The 16,123-nt window shown below is 65.0% G+C and carries 16 protein-coding genes; 13 read left to right on the top strand and 3 right to left on the bottom strand.

What is annotated here, in order from left to right:
• Nucleotides 1-114: 114 nt before the first annotated feature.
• From ABD791_RS17015 to ABD791_RS16960, 12 genes are all read left to right on the top strand, one after another.
• Nucleotides 115-459, top strand: a complete 345-nt coding sequence (locus ABD791_RS17015; RefSeq protein ID WP_345068880.1) for a cupin domain-containing protein — start codon at nucleotides 115-117, stop codon at nucleotides 457-459.
• A 132-nt stretch (nucleotides 460-591) separates the two neighbouring features.
• Nucleotides 592-2,061, top strand: coding sequence for an aldehyde dehydrogenase (locus ABD791_RS17010; RefSeq protein ID WP_345068878.1), 1,470 nt, complete (start codon nucleotides 592-594; stop codon nucleotides 2,059-2,061).
• Nucleotides 2,058-3,254 carry a thiolase family protein gene (locus tag ABD791_RS17005; RefSeq protein ID WP_345068876.1) on the top strand — a complete coding sequence of 399 codons (1,197 nt, stop codon included), beginning with the start codon at nucleotides 2,058-2,060 and terminating at the stop codon, nucleotides 3,252-3,254. The genes ABD791_RS17010 and ABD791_RS17005 overlap by 4 nt, the downstream gene beginning before the upstream one ends.
• Complete coding sequence (locus ABD791_RS17000) at nucleotides 3,251-3,685, top strand: Zn-ribbon domain-containing OB-fold protein (RefSeq protein ID WP_345068875.1); 435 nt, start codon at nucleotides 3,251-3,253, stop codon at nucleotides 3,683-3,685. The genes ABD791_RS17005 and ABD791_RS17000 overlap by 4 nt, the downstream gene beginning before the upstream one ends.
• A 1-nt stretch (nucleotide 3,686) precedes the next feature.
• Nucleotides 3,687-4,865: a CaiB/BaiF CoA transferase family protein gene (locus ABD791_RS16995; RefSeq protein WP_345068873.1), complete on the top strand. Its 1,179-nt coding sequence runs from the start codon at nucleotides 3,687-3,689 to the stop codon at nucleotides 4,863-4,865.
• Nucleotides 4,865-6,346, top strand: a complete 1,482-nt coding sequence (locus ABD791_RS16990; protein WP_345068871.1) for an aldehyde dehydrogenase family protein — start codon at nucleotides 4,865-4,867, stop codon at nucleotides 6,344-6,346. The genes ABD791_RS16995 and ABD791_RS16990 overlap by 1 nt, the downstream gene beginning before the upstream one ends.
• Before the next feature lie 64 nt (nucleotides 6,347-6,410).
• A complete protein-coding gene (locus tag ABD791_RS16985; protein WP_345068869.1) occupies nucleotides 6,411-7,595 on the top strand; it encodes a cupin domain-containing protein in 1,185 nt (394 codons plus the stop codon).
• A complete protein-coding gene (locus ABD791_RS16980) occupies nucleotides 7,592-8,605 on the top strand; it encodes a dihydrodipicolinate synthase family protein (RefSeq protein ID WP_345068867.1) in 1,014 nt (337 codons plus the stop codon). Before ABD791_RS16985 ends, ABD791_RS16980 begins: the two co-directional genes overlap by 4 nt.
• On the top strand, nucleotides 8,602-9,540 hold the full coding sequence (locus ABD791_RS16975) for a VOC family protein (RefSeq protein WP_345068865.1): 939 nt from the start codon (nucleotides 8,602-8,604) through the stop codon (nucleotides 9,538-9,540). Before ABD791_RS16980 ends, ABD791_RS16975 begins: the two co-directional genes overlap by 4 nt.
• Nucleotides 9,541-9,626: 86 nt before the next feature.
• Nucleotides 9,627-10,346: a class II aldolase/adducin family protein gene (locus ABD791_RS16970; RefSeq protein WP_345068863.1), complete on the top strand. Its 720-nt coding sequence runs from the start codon at nucleotides 9,627-9,629 to the stop codon at nucleotides 10,344-10,346.
• Between the two features lie 96 nt (nucleotides 10,347-10,442).
• Nucleotides 10,443-11,354: a fumarylacetoacetate hydrolase family protein gene (locus ABD791_RS16965; RefSeq protein ID WP_345068861.1), complete on the top strand. Its 912-nt coding sequence runs from the start codon at nucleotides 10,443-10,445 to the stop codon at nucleotides 11,352-11,354.
• A 56-nt stretch (nucleotides 11,355-11,410) separates the two neighbouring features.
• Nucleotides 11,411-12,655 carry an FAD-dependent monooxygenase gene (locus ABD791_RS16960; protein WP_345068859.1) on the top strand — a complete coding sequence of 415 codons (1,245 nt, stop codon included), beginning with the start codon at nucleotides 11,411-11,413 and terminating at the stop codon, nucleotides 12,653-12,655.
• A gap of 110 nt (nucleotides 12,656-12,765) precedes the next feature.
• Here ABD791_RS16960 and ABD791_RS16955 read toward each other — a convergent pair whose 3' ends face one another.
• From ABD791_RS16955 to ABD791_RS16945, 3 genes are all read right to left on the bottom strand, one after another.
• The gene (locus ABD791_RS16955) at nucleotides 12,766-13,287 is read right to left on the bottom strand and encodes a flavin reductase family protein (protein WP_345068857.1); all 522 of its coding nucleotides are present in this window, start codon (nucleotides 13,285-13,287) and stop codon (nucleotides 12,766-12,768) included.
• Complete coding sequence (locus ABD791_RS16950; protein WP_345068855.1) at nucleotides 13,284-13,787, bottom strand: NADPH-dependent FMN reductase; 504 nt, start codon at nucleotides 13,785-13,787, stop codon at nucleotides 13,284-13,286. The genes ABD791_RS16955 and ABD791_RS16950 overlap by 4 nt, the downstream gene beginning before the upstream one ends.
• A gap of 244 nt (nucleotides 13,788-14,031) precedes the next feature.
• Nucleotides 14,032-14,562, bottom strand: coding sequence for an NADPH-dependent FMN reductase (locus tag ABD791_RS16945; protein WP_345068853.1), 531 nt, complete (start codon nucleotides 14,560-14,562; stop codon nucleotides 14,032-14,034).
• Between the two features lie 137 nt (nucleotides 14,563-14,699).
• Between ABD791_RS16945 and ABD791_RS16940 the strand changes: the two genes are divergently transcribed.
• Complete coding sequence (locus ABD791_RS16940) at nucleotides 14,700-16,106, top strand: amidohydrolase family protein (protein ID WP_345068851.1); 1,407 nt, start codon at nucleotides 14,700-14,702, stop codon at nucleotides 16,104-16,106.
• Nucleotides 16,107-16,123 lie beyond the last annotated feature (17 nt).

Raw genomic sequence — 16,123 nt, 5'->3', positions numbered from 1 at the left:
CTTCCCATTCGTGCTCGGCGGAAATGCTTTCGGGTGGACTGCTGCCTGACCAGGCGCCCGTGCCGCAGCGACACAGTGACCGACAGCGAGTCGGAGAACAGAAAGAGGAGTCCAATGTCGAATGACACAACCTTCAGCGCGAGTGGGGCCTACGACCTGGCCCAGGCCGAGCCGTTCAAGGCGGGAGTGATTCAGTGGGTCCGCAAGCCGGGCGAGGGTGGGCGCGATGACCTCGGATGTGGGTTCTGGACTGTCGGTCCGGCGGATGCCCCTGGGCCCGTCGAGGTGGTGATTCACGCCGATGAGACGGTCCATATTCTCGAAGGTCGGGTGCGCATCGAGGTGGCCGACGGACCCACCCACGAGCTGACTGCGGGTGATGTCGCGTCATTCAATGCGGGCACTCGAACGGTCTGGAACATCATCGAGCCGACGGTCGAGTTCTTTGTCTATTCGTGATGCGATAAGCGGTTGTTCAGAAACATCGCAGATGCTATGTTGTGATTCACGCGGCCACCCCACTCAGTCAGGCCTGGCCCTCGCGAGGGACGCCGGATCGGGTTCCGCCACCTGCTCAAGGAAGAGGAGAACATGAACGTTCGAAACGAATTGCTCATCGACGGCGAATGGCGTCTCTCGGGTTCACCGACACGCATTTCCGTCGTATCGCCCGCAACCGAGCAACGAATCGGCGAGGTCTCCGACGCCAACGAAGCCGATGTGGATGCGGCGGTAGGCGCAGCGCGACGAGCGTTCGACGACGGTTTCTGGAGCCGAATGCCGCTCGTGGAGCGGGCCGAAATTCTGACGCGTGCTCTCGACATCCTGAAGTCGCGCAGCGACGAGATTGCCGACCTGGTGACCGCGGAGATGGGCGTACCGACGTCGATCTCCCGGCGGAAAACCCCCGCCGGCATTTGGGTGGGCGAATACTTTCTCGATCTGGCACGTGCCGGTGCAGAGAGCGAGGTGCGCAACACCCGATTCGGCCCCACCGCGATTGTGCGCGAACCGATCGGTGTCGTCGCCGCCATCACTCCCTGGAACAGCCCGTTCAATATGGCGATCGCCAAGATCATCCCCGCGCTCGCCACCGGATGCACCCTGGTGTTCAAGCCCGCACCGGAGACTCCCCTCGACGTCTTCGAGATCGCCGATGCCCTCCAGGCGGCTGGTCTGCCGCGTGGAGTCTTCAACCTCGTCACTGGGGGCCGAGAAGCCGGCCGTGCGCTGACCTCGCACCGCGGCGTCGACAAGATCAGCTTCACAGGGTCAACCGCTGCGGGCCGCGAGATCGCCCGCACGGCCGGCCCGAATTTCACGCGACTGCAGCTCGAGCTCGGCGGAAAATCTGCGGCCATCATCGCCGAGGATGCGGACCGCGACACCGTGCGGCGGGGGATCATCGACGGCACCTTCGTCAACACGGGTCAGACCTGTAACGCCTTCACCCGCATCCTCGTTCCGGCAAACAGCCACGACGAATGGGCGACCGTGATCTCTGAGGCCGCCGCGTCCTATGTCATCGGCGACCCCACTGACCCGGCAACCACGATGGGCCCCCTCGCCTCACGCACCCAGTTAGACCGCGTGCTCGACTACATCGAGATCGGCAAGCAGGAAGGTGCGCGCGTTGTCGCCGGGGGCGGCCGCGTCGACGGCCTGGACTCGGGCTACTATGTCGAGCCCACCGTGCTGGTCGGAACCGACAACACCATGCGGGTGAGCCGCGAGGAGATCTTCGGCCCCGTCGCCGTCGTCATCCCGTACACGACGGTGGATGAGGCGATCGCGATCGCCAACGACTCGGAATATGGCCTGCACGGTGGAGTGTTCACTGAGAACCCCGCAACGGCGGAACGCGTCGCGCGGTCAGTGCGTTCCGGTACCTTCAGCATTAATTCGTTCACGCACAACGTGCAAGCGCCCTTCGGCGGGGTCAAGGACTCGGGCGTCGGCCGCGAGTTCGGTCCAGAGGGAATCAACGCCTTCTACGAGTTGAAGTCCGTGAACCTCACCGAGCAAACCGCGGGACTGTTCGGTGAGGGTGAGCAGCCGTGAGTACGCTGCGTGACGCTGCAGCCATCACCGGAGTCGGTTGGACCGAGATTTCGAAGAAGAGCGGACGCAGCGCCCTGTCGCTCGGCGTCGAAGCGTCGCTCCGCGCGATCGAGGACGCCGGCCTCCGGCCGACGGACATCGACGGCTTGGTGACGTATTACTGGGGAGTGCGCGACACCCCGGCCCCGGCGGAACTGGGCAACGCACTCGGCCTCACGGACTGCACCCTCTCTCACTGCGACAGCGGTGGCGGTGCCTGGGCCTGTTCCGCGATTGCCGCAGCGGCAGCAGCGGTGGCGACCGGCCAATGCCGCAACGTTCTTGTCTACCGTGCCGCGAACTCCCGTTCGGAGCCCCCGTCGGGCCCTGGCCTCGACTTCTGGCCTTCCGGGCAGAGGCAGTGGAGCGAGCCGTATGGTGCGGCCCATGCCGCGACCCTGTACGGGCCATACGTGAGTGCGTGGATGCACGAGTTCGGCATCGAGAATGCTGACTTCGCTCCACTCGCCGTGCTGCAGCGGGCCAACGCCGGCCTGAACCGCAAGGCGCTCATGACCGCGTCGATGACCACGGAGCAACACCAGGATTCCCCCTGGATCGTCTGGCCGTTCCGCCTGCTGGACTGCAGTATCTGGAACGACGGCGCCATGGCGGTCGTGGTTTCGCTTACGTCGGAGGCCACGCGGATGCGCCGATCCGCCGTCTCCGTGCGCGCTGTCCAGGGCGGCAGCCTGGGTGCGCCGGTCATGGCGCGGACGGCCTCCCGGCGATGGGAGCTCAACGCGCTCTCGGCTGCACCCCGACTGTATGAGAAGGCGGGAATCACGGTCGACGACCTTGACCTGGCCCAGATCTACGACCCGTTCACGGGGATGGCGATGCTGCACATCGAGCAGTTCGGCCTTGCGCCGCTCGGTGCAGGCCCCGCGCGTCTGCGCGCGGGCGATTTCTCGCTCGACGGGCGCCTCCCGGTGAACGCCAGTGGCGGCAACCTCTCCGAGGGGCATTTTCTCGGACTCGGCCACATCGTCGAGGCGGTGCAGCAGCTGCGGGACGACGGCGTGTGTGACGACTACTGCGATGGTGCGCACGACTACGACCGGAATCGCTGCCGCCAGGTGCGGGATCCGGAACTTGCTCTCGTTGTCGCCGAGTCCGGTGACAGCTCGATGATCTTGCGGAGGCACTCATGAGCGCACCGACGAAGCCGCTGCCGCGCATCGACGCCGACAGTGCCCCGTTTTGGGAGGCCGCGGCTGAGGGACGCCTCGTCGGGCAGCGCTGTGGGTCATGCGATTCATGGCGTTGGCCCCCACGCGAGCACTGTCCTGAGTGCCACGCGGCGACCCCTGTCTGGCACGAGCTGCCGGGAACCGGAAGCATCGTCGGCCTCGTGGTCGTACACCGTCCGATGGATCCGGCATTCGCCGATGAGATCCCTCTTGCCCTGATCCACGTCGTTCTCGACGGCACTGACGACAAAGGGGTGCTCCAGTCCACCCTTCAGCAGGGCGAGTGGGAGCACGCTCGCGTGGGGTCACGGGTGGCCGTTCAATTCACACCACTGCACGACGACGTCGTGCTTCCCACCTTTACATTGCTTGAACTTGAGAAGGAGATTTGACATGACGACATCCACCGGTTTCGGCCCCCTGGCGGGGGTTCGCGTCCTCGATCTGTCGCACGTACTCAACGGTCCGTTTGCGACGATGCTGCTGGCCCACCTCGGCGCTGAGGTGATCAAAGTCGAGCAGCAGGACGCCCCCGACCGTTTCCGCCATGCCTGGATGCCCGTCGATTCGGACCACGACGGTTACGAGTTTCTCGCGGTCAACGCCAATAAGAAGGCGGTGACCCTCAACCTCAAGCACCCGAAGGGTCGCGAGATCTTCACTGACCTCGTGCGTACCTCCGATGTCGTGGTCGAGAACTTCTCGACCGGCGTCATGGAGCGGCTCGGCTTCGGCTACGAAGCTCTCAAGGAGCTCAAGTCCGACATCATCTACGGTTCCTCGAAAGGCTATGGCGAGACGGGGCCCTATTCGTCTTACCGCTCGTATGCCACCGTTGCCATGGCGACGTCGGGCTGGGCCGATGCGTCGTGGCGGATGTCTGGCGCCTCTGGCACCCAGGTGCTCGGCCCGGGCGACGAGGCGGCGGGAGTCTCGCTTGCCGTCGGGATTCTCGGCGCCCTCTACCGCAAGGCAGTCACCGGAGAAGGGCAGAAGATCGAGGTCTCGATGCAGGAGTCCATGATGGGATTCAACGTCGCGTCGTTCCATGAGTTCTTCGAGGGGCAGGGCCCGGCCGGCGCCTACATGGAGGCGAAAGACGGCCACGTGGCGTTCCACGTGCCCGACATGACCCAGGAGCAATTTACGGCCTTCGCCACGGCGCTCGGACACGCTGACGCACTCGAGGATGTGCGCTTCGCGACCACCGAATCGCGCCGCAGCAATCTCAAGCTCGTGCAGGCGACCGCGGGGGAATGGCTGACGGAGTTCACGCCGAAGGAGCTCTTCGAGCTGCTCACCCCGCAGAAGTTGCCGATCGGCCCCGTGAACACGATTGCGGACCTGATGGAAGACCGGCACCTCGCGGAGCGCGAAGCATTCGTCAAGGTCGACCACCCAGAGGCCGGCGAGGTCACTCTCCTCGCCCCATGGATCCGGTTCAGCGAGACGCCAACCCGCATCACGCATGCGGGACCGCGAGTGGGGGAACACACCGACGAGGTGTTCGGTGAACTCCTTGGTCTCTCTCGCGAGCAGATCGACGGACTGCGCGCTGAAGGCGCCGTCTAATGGCAGACACGCTAGTGGCAGGCACGATCGACGCGCGGATGCTGATCGGAGGTGAATGGTCGGCCGCGTCGAACGGCGCCCTGATCGAGACCCTCAATCCGGCGACGGGGGCCGTGCTCGGCACGATTCCCGACGCGACGCGCAGCGACGTCGACAGAGCTGTCGCTGCCGCCCACGCGGCGGCGGGGGCTTGGCGTCGCCTCGCTCCGGTGGCGCGCGCCGAGATGGTGAATCGGCTTGCCGCGGCCGTCGAGGCCCGCTCGGAAGAGTTCGCTGCGCTCGACTCTGCGGAGAACGGTAGCCTGCTGACCGAGATGCGCCGCGACATCGCGGCGGGGGTCTCTGCATTGCGGTACTTCGCCGGCCTGGCATTGCAGGTGCGGGGAGAGACGCTCCCCGGCCCCACCGGAGAGATCACCTACACGACCAGGGTGCCGTTCGGGGTCGTCGGCCGGATCGTGCCTTTCAACCATCCATTCATGTTCGCGGCCAGCAAGATCGCCGCACCGCTGGTGGCGGGCAACACGGTCGTGCTCAAGCCGAGTGAGTTCACGAGTCTCTCGGCTTTGCTTCTCGCGGACGTTGCAAACGACATCCTTCCGGTCGGGGTATTCAACGTGGTGACGGGCGCCGGACCGGAATCCGGGGACGCCCTTGTCTCGCATCCGAACGTGCACCGTATCGCCTTCACCGGTTCGGTCGCGACGGGACTCGCCATCCAGCGTCGTGCCGCCGAGCGCATGGTCAAAACTGTTTCCCTCGAACTGGGGGGCAAGAACCCGCTCGTGGTGTTCCCTGACGCCGACCTCGACACCGTCGTGGACGCCGCCGTGCGGGGAATGAATTTCACCTGGCAGGGCCAGTCGTGCGGGTCGCTCTCCCGCAACCTCGTGCACGCGTCGATCTATGACGAGTTCGTCGATCGGCTCGCGGAGCGCGTGAGCGCCCTGCGGCCGGGGCTCCCCGATGACCCGGCGTCCCAGACCGGTGCCATCGTGAACGACCGCCAGCTCGCGAAGGTGCTGGACTACGTTCGCATCGGCCAGGAGGAGGGCGCGCGGTTGATGACCGGAGGCACCCGGGTCGTCGACGGCGTGCTCGCAGACGGCCTTTTCGTTCGTCCGGCCGTCTTCGCCGACGTCGCCATAGATTCCCGGCTTGCCCAGGAGGAGATCTTCGGCCCCGTGCTGTCGGTCACACGATTCTCTGACGAGCACGACGCGATCCGAATGGCCAATGCCACACAGTTTGGCCTCACGGCGAGCGTCTTCACCCAGGATCTCGGCATCGCGCACCGCTTTGCAGAGAGCGTCGACGCCGGCTACGTGTGGGTGAACGAGGTGTCTCGCCATCTGCCGGGAGCGCCATATGGGGGAGTCAAGAACAGCGGCATCGGTCGAGAGGAAGACCTCGGCGAGCTGCTGTCGTACACCCAGACCAAGAGCATTCACATCACGTACGCGCATGGATCACTCCGCTGAGACAGCACCACCGCGTGGGGATCCACCCCTCCCGCGCGACGACAACGACGAAAGGAACAATGACATGACGAACACAACGAATGTGGTCGACCAGGATGAGATGCCAGACGGTGAAGGCCTTGCTCGCCTGAAGGAGTACGACGCGAAGATCAACGCCCGCAACATCAGGGGCCAGTGGTCGTTCGAGCCGATGATGGACTCGGTGATCGGCGGCCCCAAGCCGCGGGGTACAGCGATGGTGTGGCCGTGGACCGAGACCCGCGACCTCCTCGTTGAGGCCTCGAAGGTGTTGGGCCCTCGCGGTATCGGCCGCACGAGCCTTGTTTTCACGAACCCGGAGATCGCCCAGGGAGCGCCGGGCTCGACGCACACGATGGCGATCGGCATTCAGATCATGCGGGCGCAGGAGCTCTGCTGGTCGCATCGGCACACCATGAGCGCCCTCCGATTCATCATCGAAGGAAACCCCGCAACCTACACGGTCGTCGATGGTGAGCCGCTCACGATGGACACCTTCGACCTTCTGATCACCCCGCGCGCATCCTGGCACGATCACCACAATCCAACCGACGACGAGGTGATCTGGCTGGACGTTCTCGATCTCGGATTGACCACGGGACTCAACCAGGCATATTTCGAGCCATACGGTCCAGCCAGCCAGCCGCAGCGCTCGACCGTTTCAGACAATCAAGGTCTGCGGGCTTCAACACTCCGTCCCGTGCGTGAGAGCGCCAGAGCGAACCGGCTGCCCATCCGCTACGCGTGGAAGGACGTCGAACCAATCCTCGACGCCTACGCGAGCGACGCAACGGCCGGCGACTCCTATGACGGTCTCGCTCTCCGCTACGCCAACCCCGTGACCGGTGGCTCGACGTTCCAGACGATGGACTGCTGGCTGCAGCAGTTTGTACCCGGGTTCGACGGCACCCTGCACCGTCGCTCGTCGTCGGCCGTCGGATACGTGATCTCGGGAGAGGGAACCCTCGAGGTGGAGGGGAAGGTCTTGCAGCTGCGCACGGGCGATGCCTACGCCATCCCGAACTACGCCTGGCACCGATTCGTCAACACCTCTGATGCCCCGCTGCGAGTGTTCAGCACGCATGACATCCCCGCGATGCAGGCCCTCGGCTTCTTCTACGAGGAACCAGAGGCGATCATCGGAGCCGCAGAGGCACCCCGCGTGCCCGCCTCGCCCACGAAACAGACCTATCGCAGCGATGCCTTCCTCGAACGTGACGAGAACCGATGACGCGCTACACCGCCCAGGACATCCGCGGCGTCGTCGCCATTCTTCCGACCCCGTCGGTGGACGGCGCTGACCGATGGGATGCGGTCGACACCGTCGACCTGGCCGAGACCGAGCGGCTGACACGCTCACTCGTGGAGGCGGGGGTGGATGTCATCCTGACAAACGGCACGTTCGGCGAGGGCGCGACGCTCACGCTGAATGAGGTCCTCGCCTTCAACGACACCGTCGTGCAGACCGTGAGCGGACGGGTGCCGGTCTTCTCCGGCGCGACAACCCTCAACACGCGGGACACCATCGACCGCGGCCGTCGCTTGCGCGATCTGGGTGCGGATGGCCTGTTTGTCGGACGCCCGATGTGGGTGGCACTCGATGATGACCAGATCGTCGAATACCACCGCTCCGTTGCCGAGGCGTTGCCGGATATGGCCCAGGTCGCATACGACAATCCGAGCGCCTTCAAAGGCAAGATGTCGGCGGATGTCTACGCACGCCTGGCGCAGATCCCCCAGATCGTTGCATCCAAGCACATGGGTCTTGGCCTGCTCGGCGAACGGTTCACGGCGGATCTGGAGGCCGTGGCCGGACGGATCCGGCTGCTCCCCGTCGCTGACGACTGGTCCACGAGCGCGCGCATCTACCCCGAGGACATCGTGGCGTGTTGGAGCGGCGACGTGAGCTGTGGTCCCGCGCCCCTGCTCGCCCTTCGGGATGCGATCTTCGCGCGCGAGTGGGATACCGCCGACGTGATCCAAGGCGAGATCGCACACGCAGTGGAGTCGCTCTTCCCCGGCGGAAGCTTCGAGGAGTTCTCGAAGTACAACATCCAGATCGATCGGGCGGAGTTTGAGGCGGCCGGGTACTTCCGGCCAGGGCCGACGCGGGCGCCATACACGACGGCCCCCGCGAGCTATCTCGAGGGTGGCGCCGAAGTCGGCCGGCGATGGGCGGCCCTGCAGCACAAATACGTGGGCGTCCAGTCCCGCGAGGAGAGCACAAGGAGAGCATCATGAGCGACACATTCACGACCGCGCCGGCGAGGCCGCGCCCCGAGGCGCCCGTGCACGTCTCGCGACTCGGATACGTCACTTTCGAGACGCCCGATGTCGAGCGTCTCACCGCGTACTACAAGGACGCACTCGGTTTTGTCACGACGGATGCCGATGACCGGCGAGCGTTTCTGACCACCGGCGGCGACCACCACTGCACGGTCATCGAGAAGGGCACCGAGGCGCGCGGCCGCACTGTCGTCGGCTACGAGATCCAGGAGAGTGTGGCGGATGCCCAGCGCCGGCTCGCGGCGATTGGGATCGACTCGGAGCGGCGCACCGATATCGGCCCGGGAACCCCCGATGTGCTCGTGGTCACCGAAGCGGCGACGGGAGCCACCCTGCACCTCTACCAGGAGCAGGAGCGCAGTGGTGTCGCGCAGAGCTTCGACCACCGCCCCAGCAAGCTCGGCCATGTGGCGGCGTACACCCCCGACGTCTCGGCGATGCGCTCCTTCTACGAGTCGGCGCTCGGATTCCGCTGGGCCGATTCGATCGGCGACTTCTTCGTTTTCATGCGTTGCAACGCCGACCACCACGCGGCCAACTTCATGCAGAGCGACAGCTACGAGTCGATGCACCACATCGCCTACGAGGCGCGAGATCTCAGCCACCTCCAGGTGATGCTGGACAACCTCGCGAAGCACGACTTTCCCATGTATTGGGGCCCGGGCCGACACGTCATCGGACACAACATCTTCACGTACCACAAAGACCCAGACGGCAACAGCGTCGAGCTGTTCACGCAGCTCGACGTCATGCTCGACGAGGAGAAGGGGTACTACGAACCCCGCCCGTGGCACGAGCACTTCCCGATGAATCCGACGACGTGGGAAGCGGACCAAAGGCTCATGAACGCGTGGGGGCCGGTGCCAGAGGGCGGCCCGATCAAACGGTGAGGCCGGTTCTGCTGCCGGCCGACACCAGAACCAACGACAGCACCAGAACCAACGACAGCACCAGAACGAACGACAGAGGGAGAGAGATGTCCGACGACGCGATGATTGCCCAGGTTGTCGGAGCGCACCGTGCGCTCGCGGCAACCGGCCAGTCTGACCTGATTTGGGGGCACATCGCCATCCGTGACCCGCACGGGCGAGGGGTGTGGTCGAAGGCATCCGGGTGGGGGATGGAAGATCTGACATCTGACCGAGTCGTGCTGGTCTCCTTCGACGGCGAGGTGCTCGTGGGAACGGGGAAGCGGCACCTGGAGGTGCCCATTCACACAGAACTGATGCGACAGCGCCCCGACATCGGAGCGACCGTGCACTCGCACGCAGAGGCGGCGGTGGCGTTCGCGTCGCTCGGGGTTCCTCTGCGGGCGATCAGCCACGCCGCCACGCCCTTTCTGGGCGACGACGTGCGGCGGTTCACGCGCACGGCGAACCTCATCAGCACTCCCGAGCTGGGAATCTCACTCGCAGAGGCGGTCGGCGACGAGAACGGATGTCTGATCCCCGGCCACGGTCTCGTCGCGGTCGGCGTCGATGTCGCCCACGCCGTCATGCACGCGGTGCTTTTGGAGCGTGCGTGCGCGACCCAGCTGCGTGCGATGGCATCGGGACCCATCCGGGTGTGGACATCCGACGCTGAGGTGGCCAGCAAACGGGCCGAGATCTGGCCGGCGTCATCGATGCGCGCCGCCTATGCCCACCTCGTGCGCCGGGCAGTGGGCGTGCGGGTCGACGACCTGAGCTCGCCCTGAGATCGGGAACCGAAAAGCTCAATCGCTCCCTCTCAACATGCCCTCTCATCGTGCCCTCCCAACGGGGCACTTCACTCTCATGAAAGAAGCCACACCATGCAGGATTCCTGGAGTCTGACCACGTATCGACCCGCGGGAGCGGCTGCCGATTCTCTTGCCGCAGCGGTGCGTCGCTCCGACGGCCGCCTCGTCGTTCCTGAGGAACTCCGCCCCTACCAGGGGCTTGCCGCTGCGCTCGACGATTGGGAGGCTCTGGCTCCCCGTCTGCACAACCTCGATCCGGCCGGCCTCATCGTCGTGGAGGGCGAGGAGCTTCTGCCGATCCGATTTCCCCGCAAGCTCCTGTGCGTCGGAGCCAACTACCGCGACCATCTTGCGGAGATGGGGGTCGACACCGTGCCGGAGGGATGGCAGCCCTACTTCTTTCTCAAGGCTCCCACCACCACGCTCATCGGTGACGGTGACGACATCGTCATTCCCGACGATCCCGCGTTCCGGGTCGATTGGGAGGCCGAGCTCGCAGTCGTGATCGGTCGTGGCGGACGCGACATTCCTCTCGATGAAGCGTTGGAGCATGTCGCAGGGTATGCCTGTTTCAACGACGTCACTGCGCGGGCCCTGCTTCGCCGCGAGGTCTCGATCGCACCGCCGTTCGGTTTCGACTGGTCGACATCGAAGGGGCTCGACACCTTCGCACCGCTCGGCGCGATGACTCCGTCGTGGCTGGTCGAGGATCCAGGGGCGCTCGCCGTGCGTTGCATCGTCAACGGCGAGATCAAACAGGACGGGACGACGGCGAACCTGATCACGGGTATCGCAGAGGTGATCGCCGCTGCCAGCTCCCATTGGACCCTCGAACCCGGTGACGTCATCGCAACGGGAACCCCGGCCGGTACAGGGGCTGGCCGAGGCGAACAGCTCGCCGAGGGCGACCTCGTCGAGGTTGAGATCCCGGGATTCGCTCCGCTCCGCAATCGCGTACGTGTGCGAGTGCCCCAAACGAGATGACGATCCGCGACCCCACTCGTCGCGCCGTGCTGACTGAACAAGAAATGAGACAAGAGATGAATCAGACGACGAAGAGCCCGACCGTCGCGGTGATCGGCGGTGGTCTTGCGGGACTCGCGTCGGCCGTGGGGCTGCTGAAGTATGGCTTCGACGTGCAGGTCTTTGAGCAGGCTCGCCAGCTCGGGGAGGTGGGAGCCGGAATCAACATCAGCCCCCAAGCGGCCAAGGCGCTCATCGGAATCGGACTGGGGGAACAGATCGCCGAGGTGGGAAACGTCGTCACCGGGCATCTGCAACGGTCGATGTACACGGGCGACCAGCTCGCCGAGACGCTGTTCGTGGAGCCGGGTCACAGCACCAGCCGCTACGGCGCCCCCTACTACACGTTTCATCGGGCTGACCTGATCGGAGTGCTTGCCGGCGCGGTGGATCCCGAGCGGGTACACCTGGGGGAGCGCCTGGTCGGACTCGATGAGGGACCAGAGGGAGTCACCCTCACCTTCGCCAGCGGCACGGTTCACACCGCGGACGTGGTCATTGGCGCCGACGGCATCCACTCCCGGGTGCGTGAGGTTCTCTACGGGGAGGACGAGCCCGAGTTCACCGGGCAGATGGTGTGGCGTGCGCTCATCGACGGCGATGCGTTTCCGGAGGGGTTTCTGGGCAAGCACGGCTTCTACGGCTGGATCGGCAAGGGCAGCCACCTGATGACGTATTACCTGCGCGGCACCAACTTCATCAACATCACGACGCAGGCGGATGCCGACGGCTGGCTCGAAGAGGGCTGGTCGATCGGGGGAGATCCCGACGAGATGCGGAAGAGTTTTCCGAACGCCACCCCCGAACTTCAGTCCATTCTCGACTCCATCACGCAGTGTTCGAAATGGGGGCTCTTCGGTCGAAAGCCGACCGAGAACTGGGGGCGCGGGCGCGTTCAGCTCATCGGTGACGCCGCGCATCCGATGCTTCCGAACGCCGGTCAAGGCGCGGCGCAATCCTTCGAAGACGCCTACGTGCTGGCCCGGTGGCTCGACACGCATCGCGCTGATCCGGAAGACGGCCTTGAGGGGTTCCGGCATGTGCGCATCCCGCGCGCCCACGCGGTGCAACGGCAGTCGCTGGCAAACAGCAAGCTCGTGCACGCCGGCGATTGGGAGAAACGGCAAGAGGTCTTCCAGGAGCGAGAAAAAACGGGGGATACTCCGCTCGGCCTCGGGTGGATCTACGGCTATGAGCCGGAGCAGGAGTGGTCGATCCGTCGCGAGTACCCGCTGTCGTCGCCGGCTGCGGTGGAGGTGTGATGCCGTTGGCGTGACGATGATCGCACCACGAAGAACGAGTGTGAAGAAAGAAGAAGGGGACTCCGTGATCCGGAGCCCCCTTCTTCTTTCTTCTTCTGTGCGCTGTCCGGTCAGCTGTGCAGGTCGATCAGCTGACGGAATTTGCTCGAGTGGAACACGGTCGGTTCGGCCTCGTGCACTGTCACGCGCTCGATTCCGAGCAGCACGAACTCGTGATCGCCGGCGGGACTAGACGACTCAAGGCTGACCTCCATCCAGACGCTCGCTCCATCGACGAGGAGCGCTCCGCCGTCGCTCCGCGTGACGTTCGCGTCGGCGAATCGGTCGCCAGTGCGCGCCGACATCGAGCGGGCCAGACCCGCCTGCTGTTCGCTCAGGATGCTCACCCCGAGTCGTTCGGCCCGTGCGAGCCGCGGCCAGGTCTGCGACGTGGTCTGGGGAAAGATCGCGACGAGAGGCGGCTCGAGCGACACCGTGACGAAGCTGCTCGCGATGAGCACTTCAGACACCCCATCGACCTCAGCGCAGACGGCGACAACCCCGGATGGGAAGCATCCGAATGCGGAGCGAAGCAGCTGCGGAGTAAACGTCGCTCGCTCGAACGACTGGCTCTCCAGGAGTGTCGCGCTCATCGTGCCACCTCCGTGCGTCGTACCCGGGCAATGACGTCGCCCCAGCGTTCGGCGTACGCCTCGAGCACGCCGTCGTCGGAATATGACGAATCGCGGAGGTAGAGGCCGGGGGCGGGCGTGGTGGCTCCGAGTTCGACCAGAACCGGCTTGAGAAGCAGGTCGGGAGCGAGGGCATGGCCGGGGCCTGCGCCGAGCATGAGCGGAACGGCAACAACGTCGCGCATCCCGTCACCGGTGGAGAACTGGTCGAGGAAGAGCTTGAGCAATCCGCTATAGGTCGCCTTGAAGGTGGGGCTGGCCACGACGACGACGTCCGCGGCCTGCACCCGGCTGACGGCATCCGCCACTTGGGGGTCTCCCCAGCCGAGCAGGCCGGGTCCGAAGGTGGCGAGGTCGATGATGTCGGTGGCGTCGGTGCCTGTCAGCGCCTTGTGCACCTGCAGTGCCGCATCGAGCGTGCGGGATTCGGGCTTAGGATTCCCGACAATGACCGCGCTCACGATGTGCTCGCCGGGGCGTGGTGGGTTGGATGTTGCATTGAATGCTCCTTTGCATAGACTCTCGCCGAGTCCGGCTGCCGGAGCGATCAATGATCATCACGCGACACACGGAGGACTCGGCTCTCACATTGCTGACGAGTCATTCCACGTTGTTGTGTCGCGGAGGACGGAGGGTGTCTTACACCATCGCAAATGCAACGTTAGCTCGTCCGCGCGGTTTGCGCCAGCCCTGTGTCGGAGTAATTCACGAACGGCCGCGGGTCGACGAGCGGGCTGCGGCCGCGGCGAGGACGAGAGGCACGTTCCGCGCCGCCCACTCGTCGAGGATGTCGTCCATCTTCGGCATATTCGGCATCATGAAGAACACTGATTCGGAGGGCGCGGAGGCGCCGAGTTCGACGAGTAGTGAACGCAGGTGCACTTCGACTCCGAGTTGATGGTTGGGTTCGGATGCGGTCATCACGGGCACCGCGACAGACTCGCGGAGGCCGTCTTTGGGGTAGCGGTCGAGAAAAGCTTTGAGTACGCCCGTATAGCTCCCTTTGTACGTCGGAGAGCCGACGATGAGGATGTCGCAGTTCGCCACCTCGGTCGCGAGCGCGGCGAGTGTCGCGTTCGGCCAGGTGAAGAGAATCTCGGCATGGTCGATCAGGTCGATCTCCGTGACCGTCGCATCCGGAATCGCTGCCGCCACCCGCGAGGCGATCGCAGCGCAGACGGCGCGTGTTCGAGAGTGAGGCTTCGGATTGCCGACGAGCACAATTACGGAGGTCATGGTGCAAGTATGCAGGTGACAACATTGCAAATGCAATGTAGTGTTCAAGCACCTTGTCAACGAAGCCTGAGGATAGAGGCCACGATGCCCCCCATGACCCCTGACGCCCGCACCATTTCACAGCCGGCGGTGTCGGCATGAGCCGATCGCGCATTCTCGTTCGCGGTGGCCACGTTGTCACCGTCGACGACGACCTCGGAGTGATTCCGGATGGCGAAGTGCTCATCGAGGACGGCATCATCGTGGCGGTCGGTCCAAACCTCGGCGTGAGCGATGCAGAAATCGTGCACGCGGAGGGCGGCATCATCGCGCCAGGAACCATCGACACCCACCGACACACCTGGCAGGCACAACTCAGAGGCGTCGCCACGAAAATCGCACTCCAGGAGTACATCAACGGATTCTGGGTCGACTCCGTGCCGTCATACTCGGCCGAAGACGTCGAACTCGGTACCTACGTCGGCGCACTCGAAGCCCTGGACGCCGGCGTCACCAGCATCTTCGACTACTCCCATGTCAACAACAGTCCAGAACACGCCGACGCCGGCATGGACGGCCTGAGCAGATCCGGCATTCGCGGCGTCTTCGGCTACAGCTTCGGGCAGGCCGAGATCTTCGCGCCCCCTTACTTCGATCGCATCGCCGACTTCGCGCGTTTCGCGAAAGAGCGATTCCAGTCGCCCGGCCTGATCACCCTGGGGGCTTCGCTATCCGAGATCGGACTTGCCCCCGTCTCGTTCAATGCGGCACAGAAACGTGTAGCGGACGAATATGGTGCGATCTCGTCGTCGCACATCGCCACCGGGCAGACGTTTCCCACCGGACTCAAGGAACTTGCCGCCGCCGGCGTGCTCGACGAGAAGCTCATTCTCGTGCACGCGACGACTTTCAGCGACGACGACTGGCGCATCGCCGGTGACGCGGGGGTCAAGATCTCGACCACCCCCGAGAGCGAGCTCAATATGGGAATGGGGCGCATCGCAATCGCACAGACACTCGCGCACGGTCTCAAGCCCACGATCGGTGCCGACGTCGTGTCGTTGGGCGGTGGCGACATCTTCACCCAGCTGCGCATCGCCCTGAGCTTCGCCCGCTGGAACGACGCAGAAGCCACCCTCCTGCAGGGCCGGGATGTCTATGGGATGACGATCCATCCCGACGACGCCCTGCGCTGGGGAACGATCAACGGGGCAGAGGCGCTCGGTCTCGGACACCGCACGGGGAGTCTCACGCCGGGCAAGCAGGCGGACGTCATCGTTGTCAGCGGAAAGAATATCGGTTCGCGCCCTGTCAACGACGCCGTCGGTCAGCTTGTGCTGCAGACCTACCCGGGAAGCATCGACACCGTCATCGTCGGCGGGCGCATCGTCAAGCGCGACGGGCGACTCGTCGGAGTCGACGTACCGGCACTGCACCGCCGACTGGAGCAATCTGCCGCACGCGTGCAGGAGCGGATCGCGGAGCGCGTCGCCGCCAAGCAGCCGCTCACCGCGGAGCAGATCGCCGGATTCCCCGGCTGGATCGCATACAACCTCGCCAGCTGATTCACCCCCGGCGCGGG

Origin of the sequence: Glaciibacter kafniensis (assembly GCF_039538945.1) — a bacterium.
Classification (GTDB): Bacteria; Actinomycetota; Actinomycetes; order Actinomycetales; family Microbacteriaceae; genus Cryobacterium; species Cryobacterium kafniensis.
This window is presented reverse-complemented; position numbering and strand designations above follow the sequence as displayed.

Excerpts from the sequence above, each read along its gene's own strand:
- ABD791_RS17015 (WP_345068880.1), top strand. The coding sequence starts at position 115 with ATGTCGAATGACACAACCTTCAGCGCGAGTGGGGCCTACGACCTGGCC.
- ABD791_RS17010 (WP_345068878.1), top strand. The coding sequence starts at position 592 with ATGAACGTTCGAAACGAATTGCTCATCGACGGCGAATGGCGTCTCTCG.
- ABD791_RS17000 (WP_345068875.1), top strand. The coding sequence starts at position 3,251 with ATGAGCGCACCGACGAAGCCGCTGCCGCGCATCGACGCCGACAGTGCC.
- ABD791_RS16995 (WP_345068873.1), top strand. The coding sequence starts at position 3,687 with ATGACGACATCCACCGGTTTCGGCCCCCTGGCGGGGGTTCGCGTCCTC.
- ABD791_RS16990 (WP_345068871.1), top strand. The coding sequence starts at position 4,865 with ATGGCAGACACGCTAGTGGCAGGCACGATCGACGCGCGGATGCTGATC.
- ABD791_RS16985 (WP_345068869.1), top strand. The coding sequence starts at position 6,411 with ATGACGAACACAACGAATGTGGTCGACCAGGATGAGATGCCAGACGGT.
- ABD791_RS16980 (WP_345068867.1), top strand. The coding sequence starts at position 7,592 with ATGACGCGCTACACCGCCCAGGACATCCGCGGCGTCGTCGCCATTCTT.
- ABD791_RS16975 (WP_345068865.1), top strand. The coding sequence starts at position 8,602 with ATGAGCGACACATTCACGACCGCGCCGGCGAGGCCGCGCCCCGAGGCG.
- ABD791_RS16970 (WP_345068863.1), top strand. The coding sequence starts at position 9,627 with ATGTCCGACGACGCGATGATTGCCCAGGTTGTCGGAGCGCACCGTGCG.
- ABD791_RS16965 (WP_345068861.1), top strand. The coding sequence starts at position 10,443 with ATGCAGGATTCCTGGAGTCTGACCACGTATCGACCCGCGGGAGCGGCT.
- ABD791_RS16960 (WP_345068859.1), top strand. The coding sequence starts at position 11,411 with ATGAATCAGACGACGAAGAGCCCGACCGTCGCGGTGATCGGCGGTGGT.
- ABD791_RS16955 (WP_345068857.1), bottom strand. The coding sequence starts at position 13,287 with ATGAGCGCGACACTCCTGGAGAGCCAGTCGTTCGAGCGAGCGACGTTT.
- ABD791_RS16945 (WP_345068853.1), bottom strand. The coding sequence starts at position 14,562 with ATGACCTCCGTAATTGTGCTCGTCGGCAATCCGAAGCCTCACTCTCGA.
- ABD791_RS16940 (WP_345068851.1), top strand. The coding sequence starts at position 14,700 with ATGAGCCGATCGCGCATTCTCGTTCGCGGTGGCCACGTTGTCACCGTC.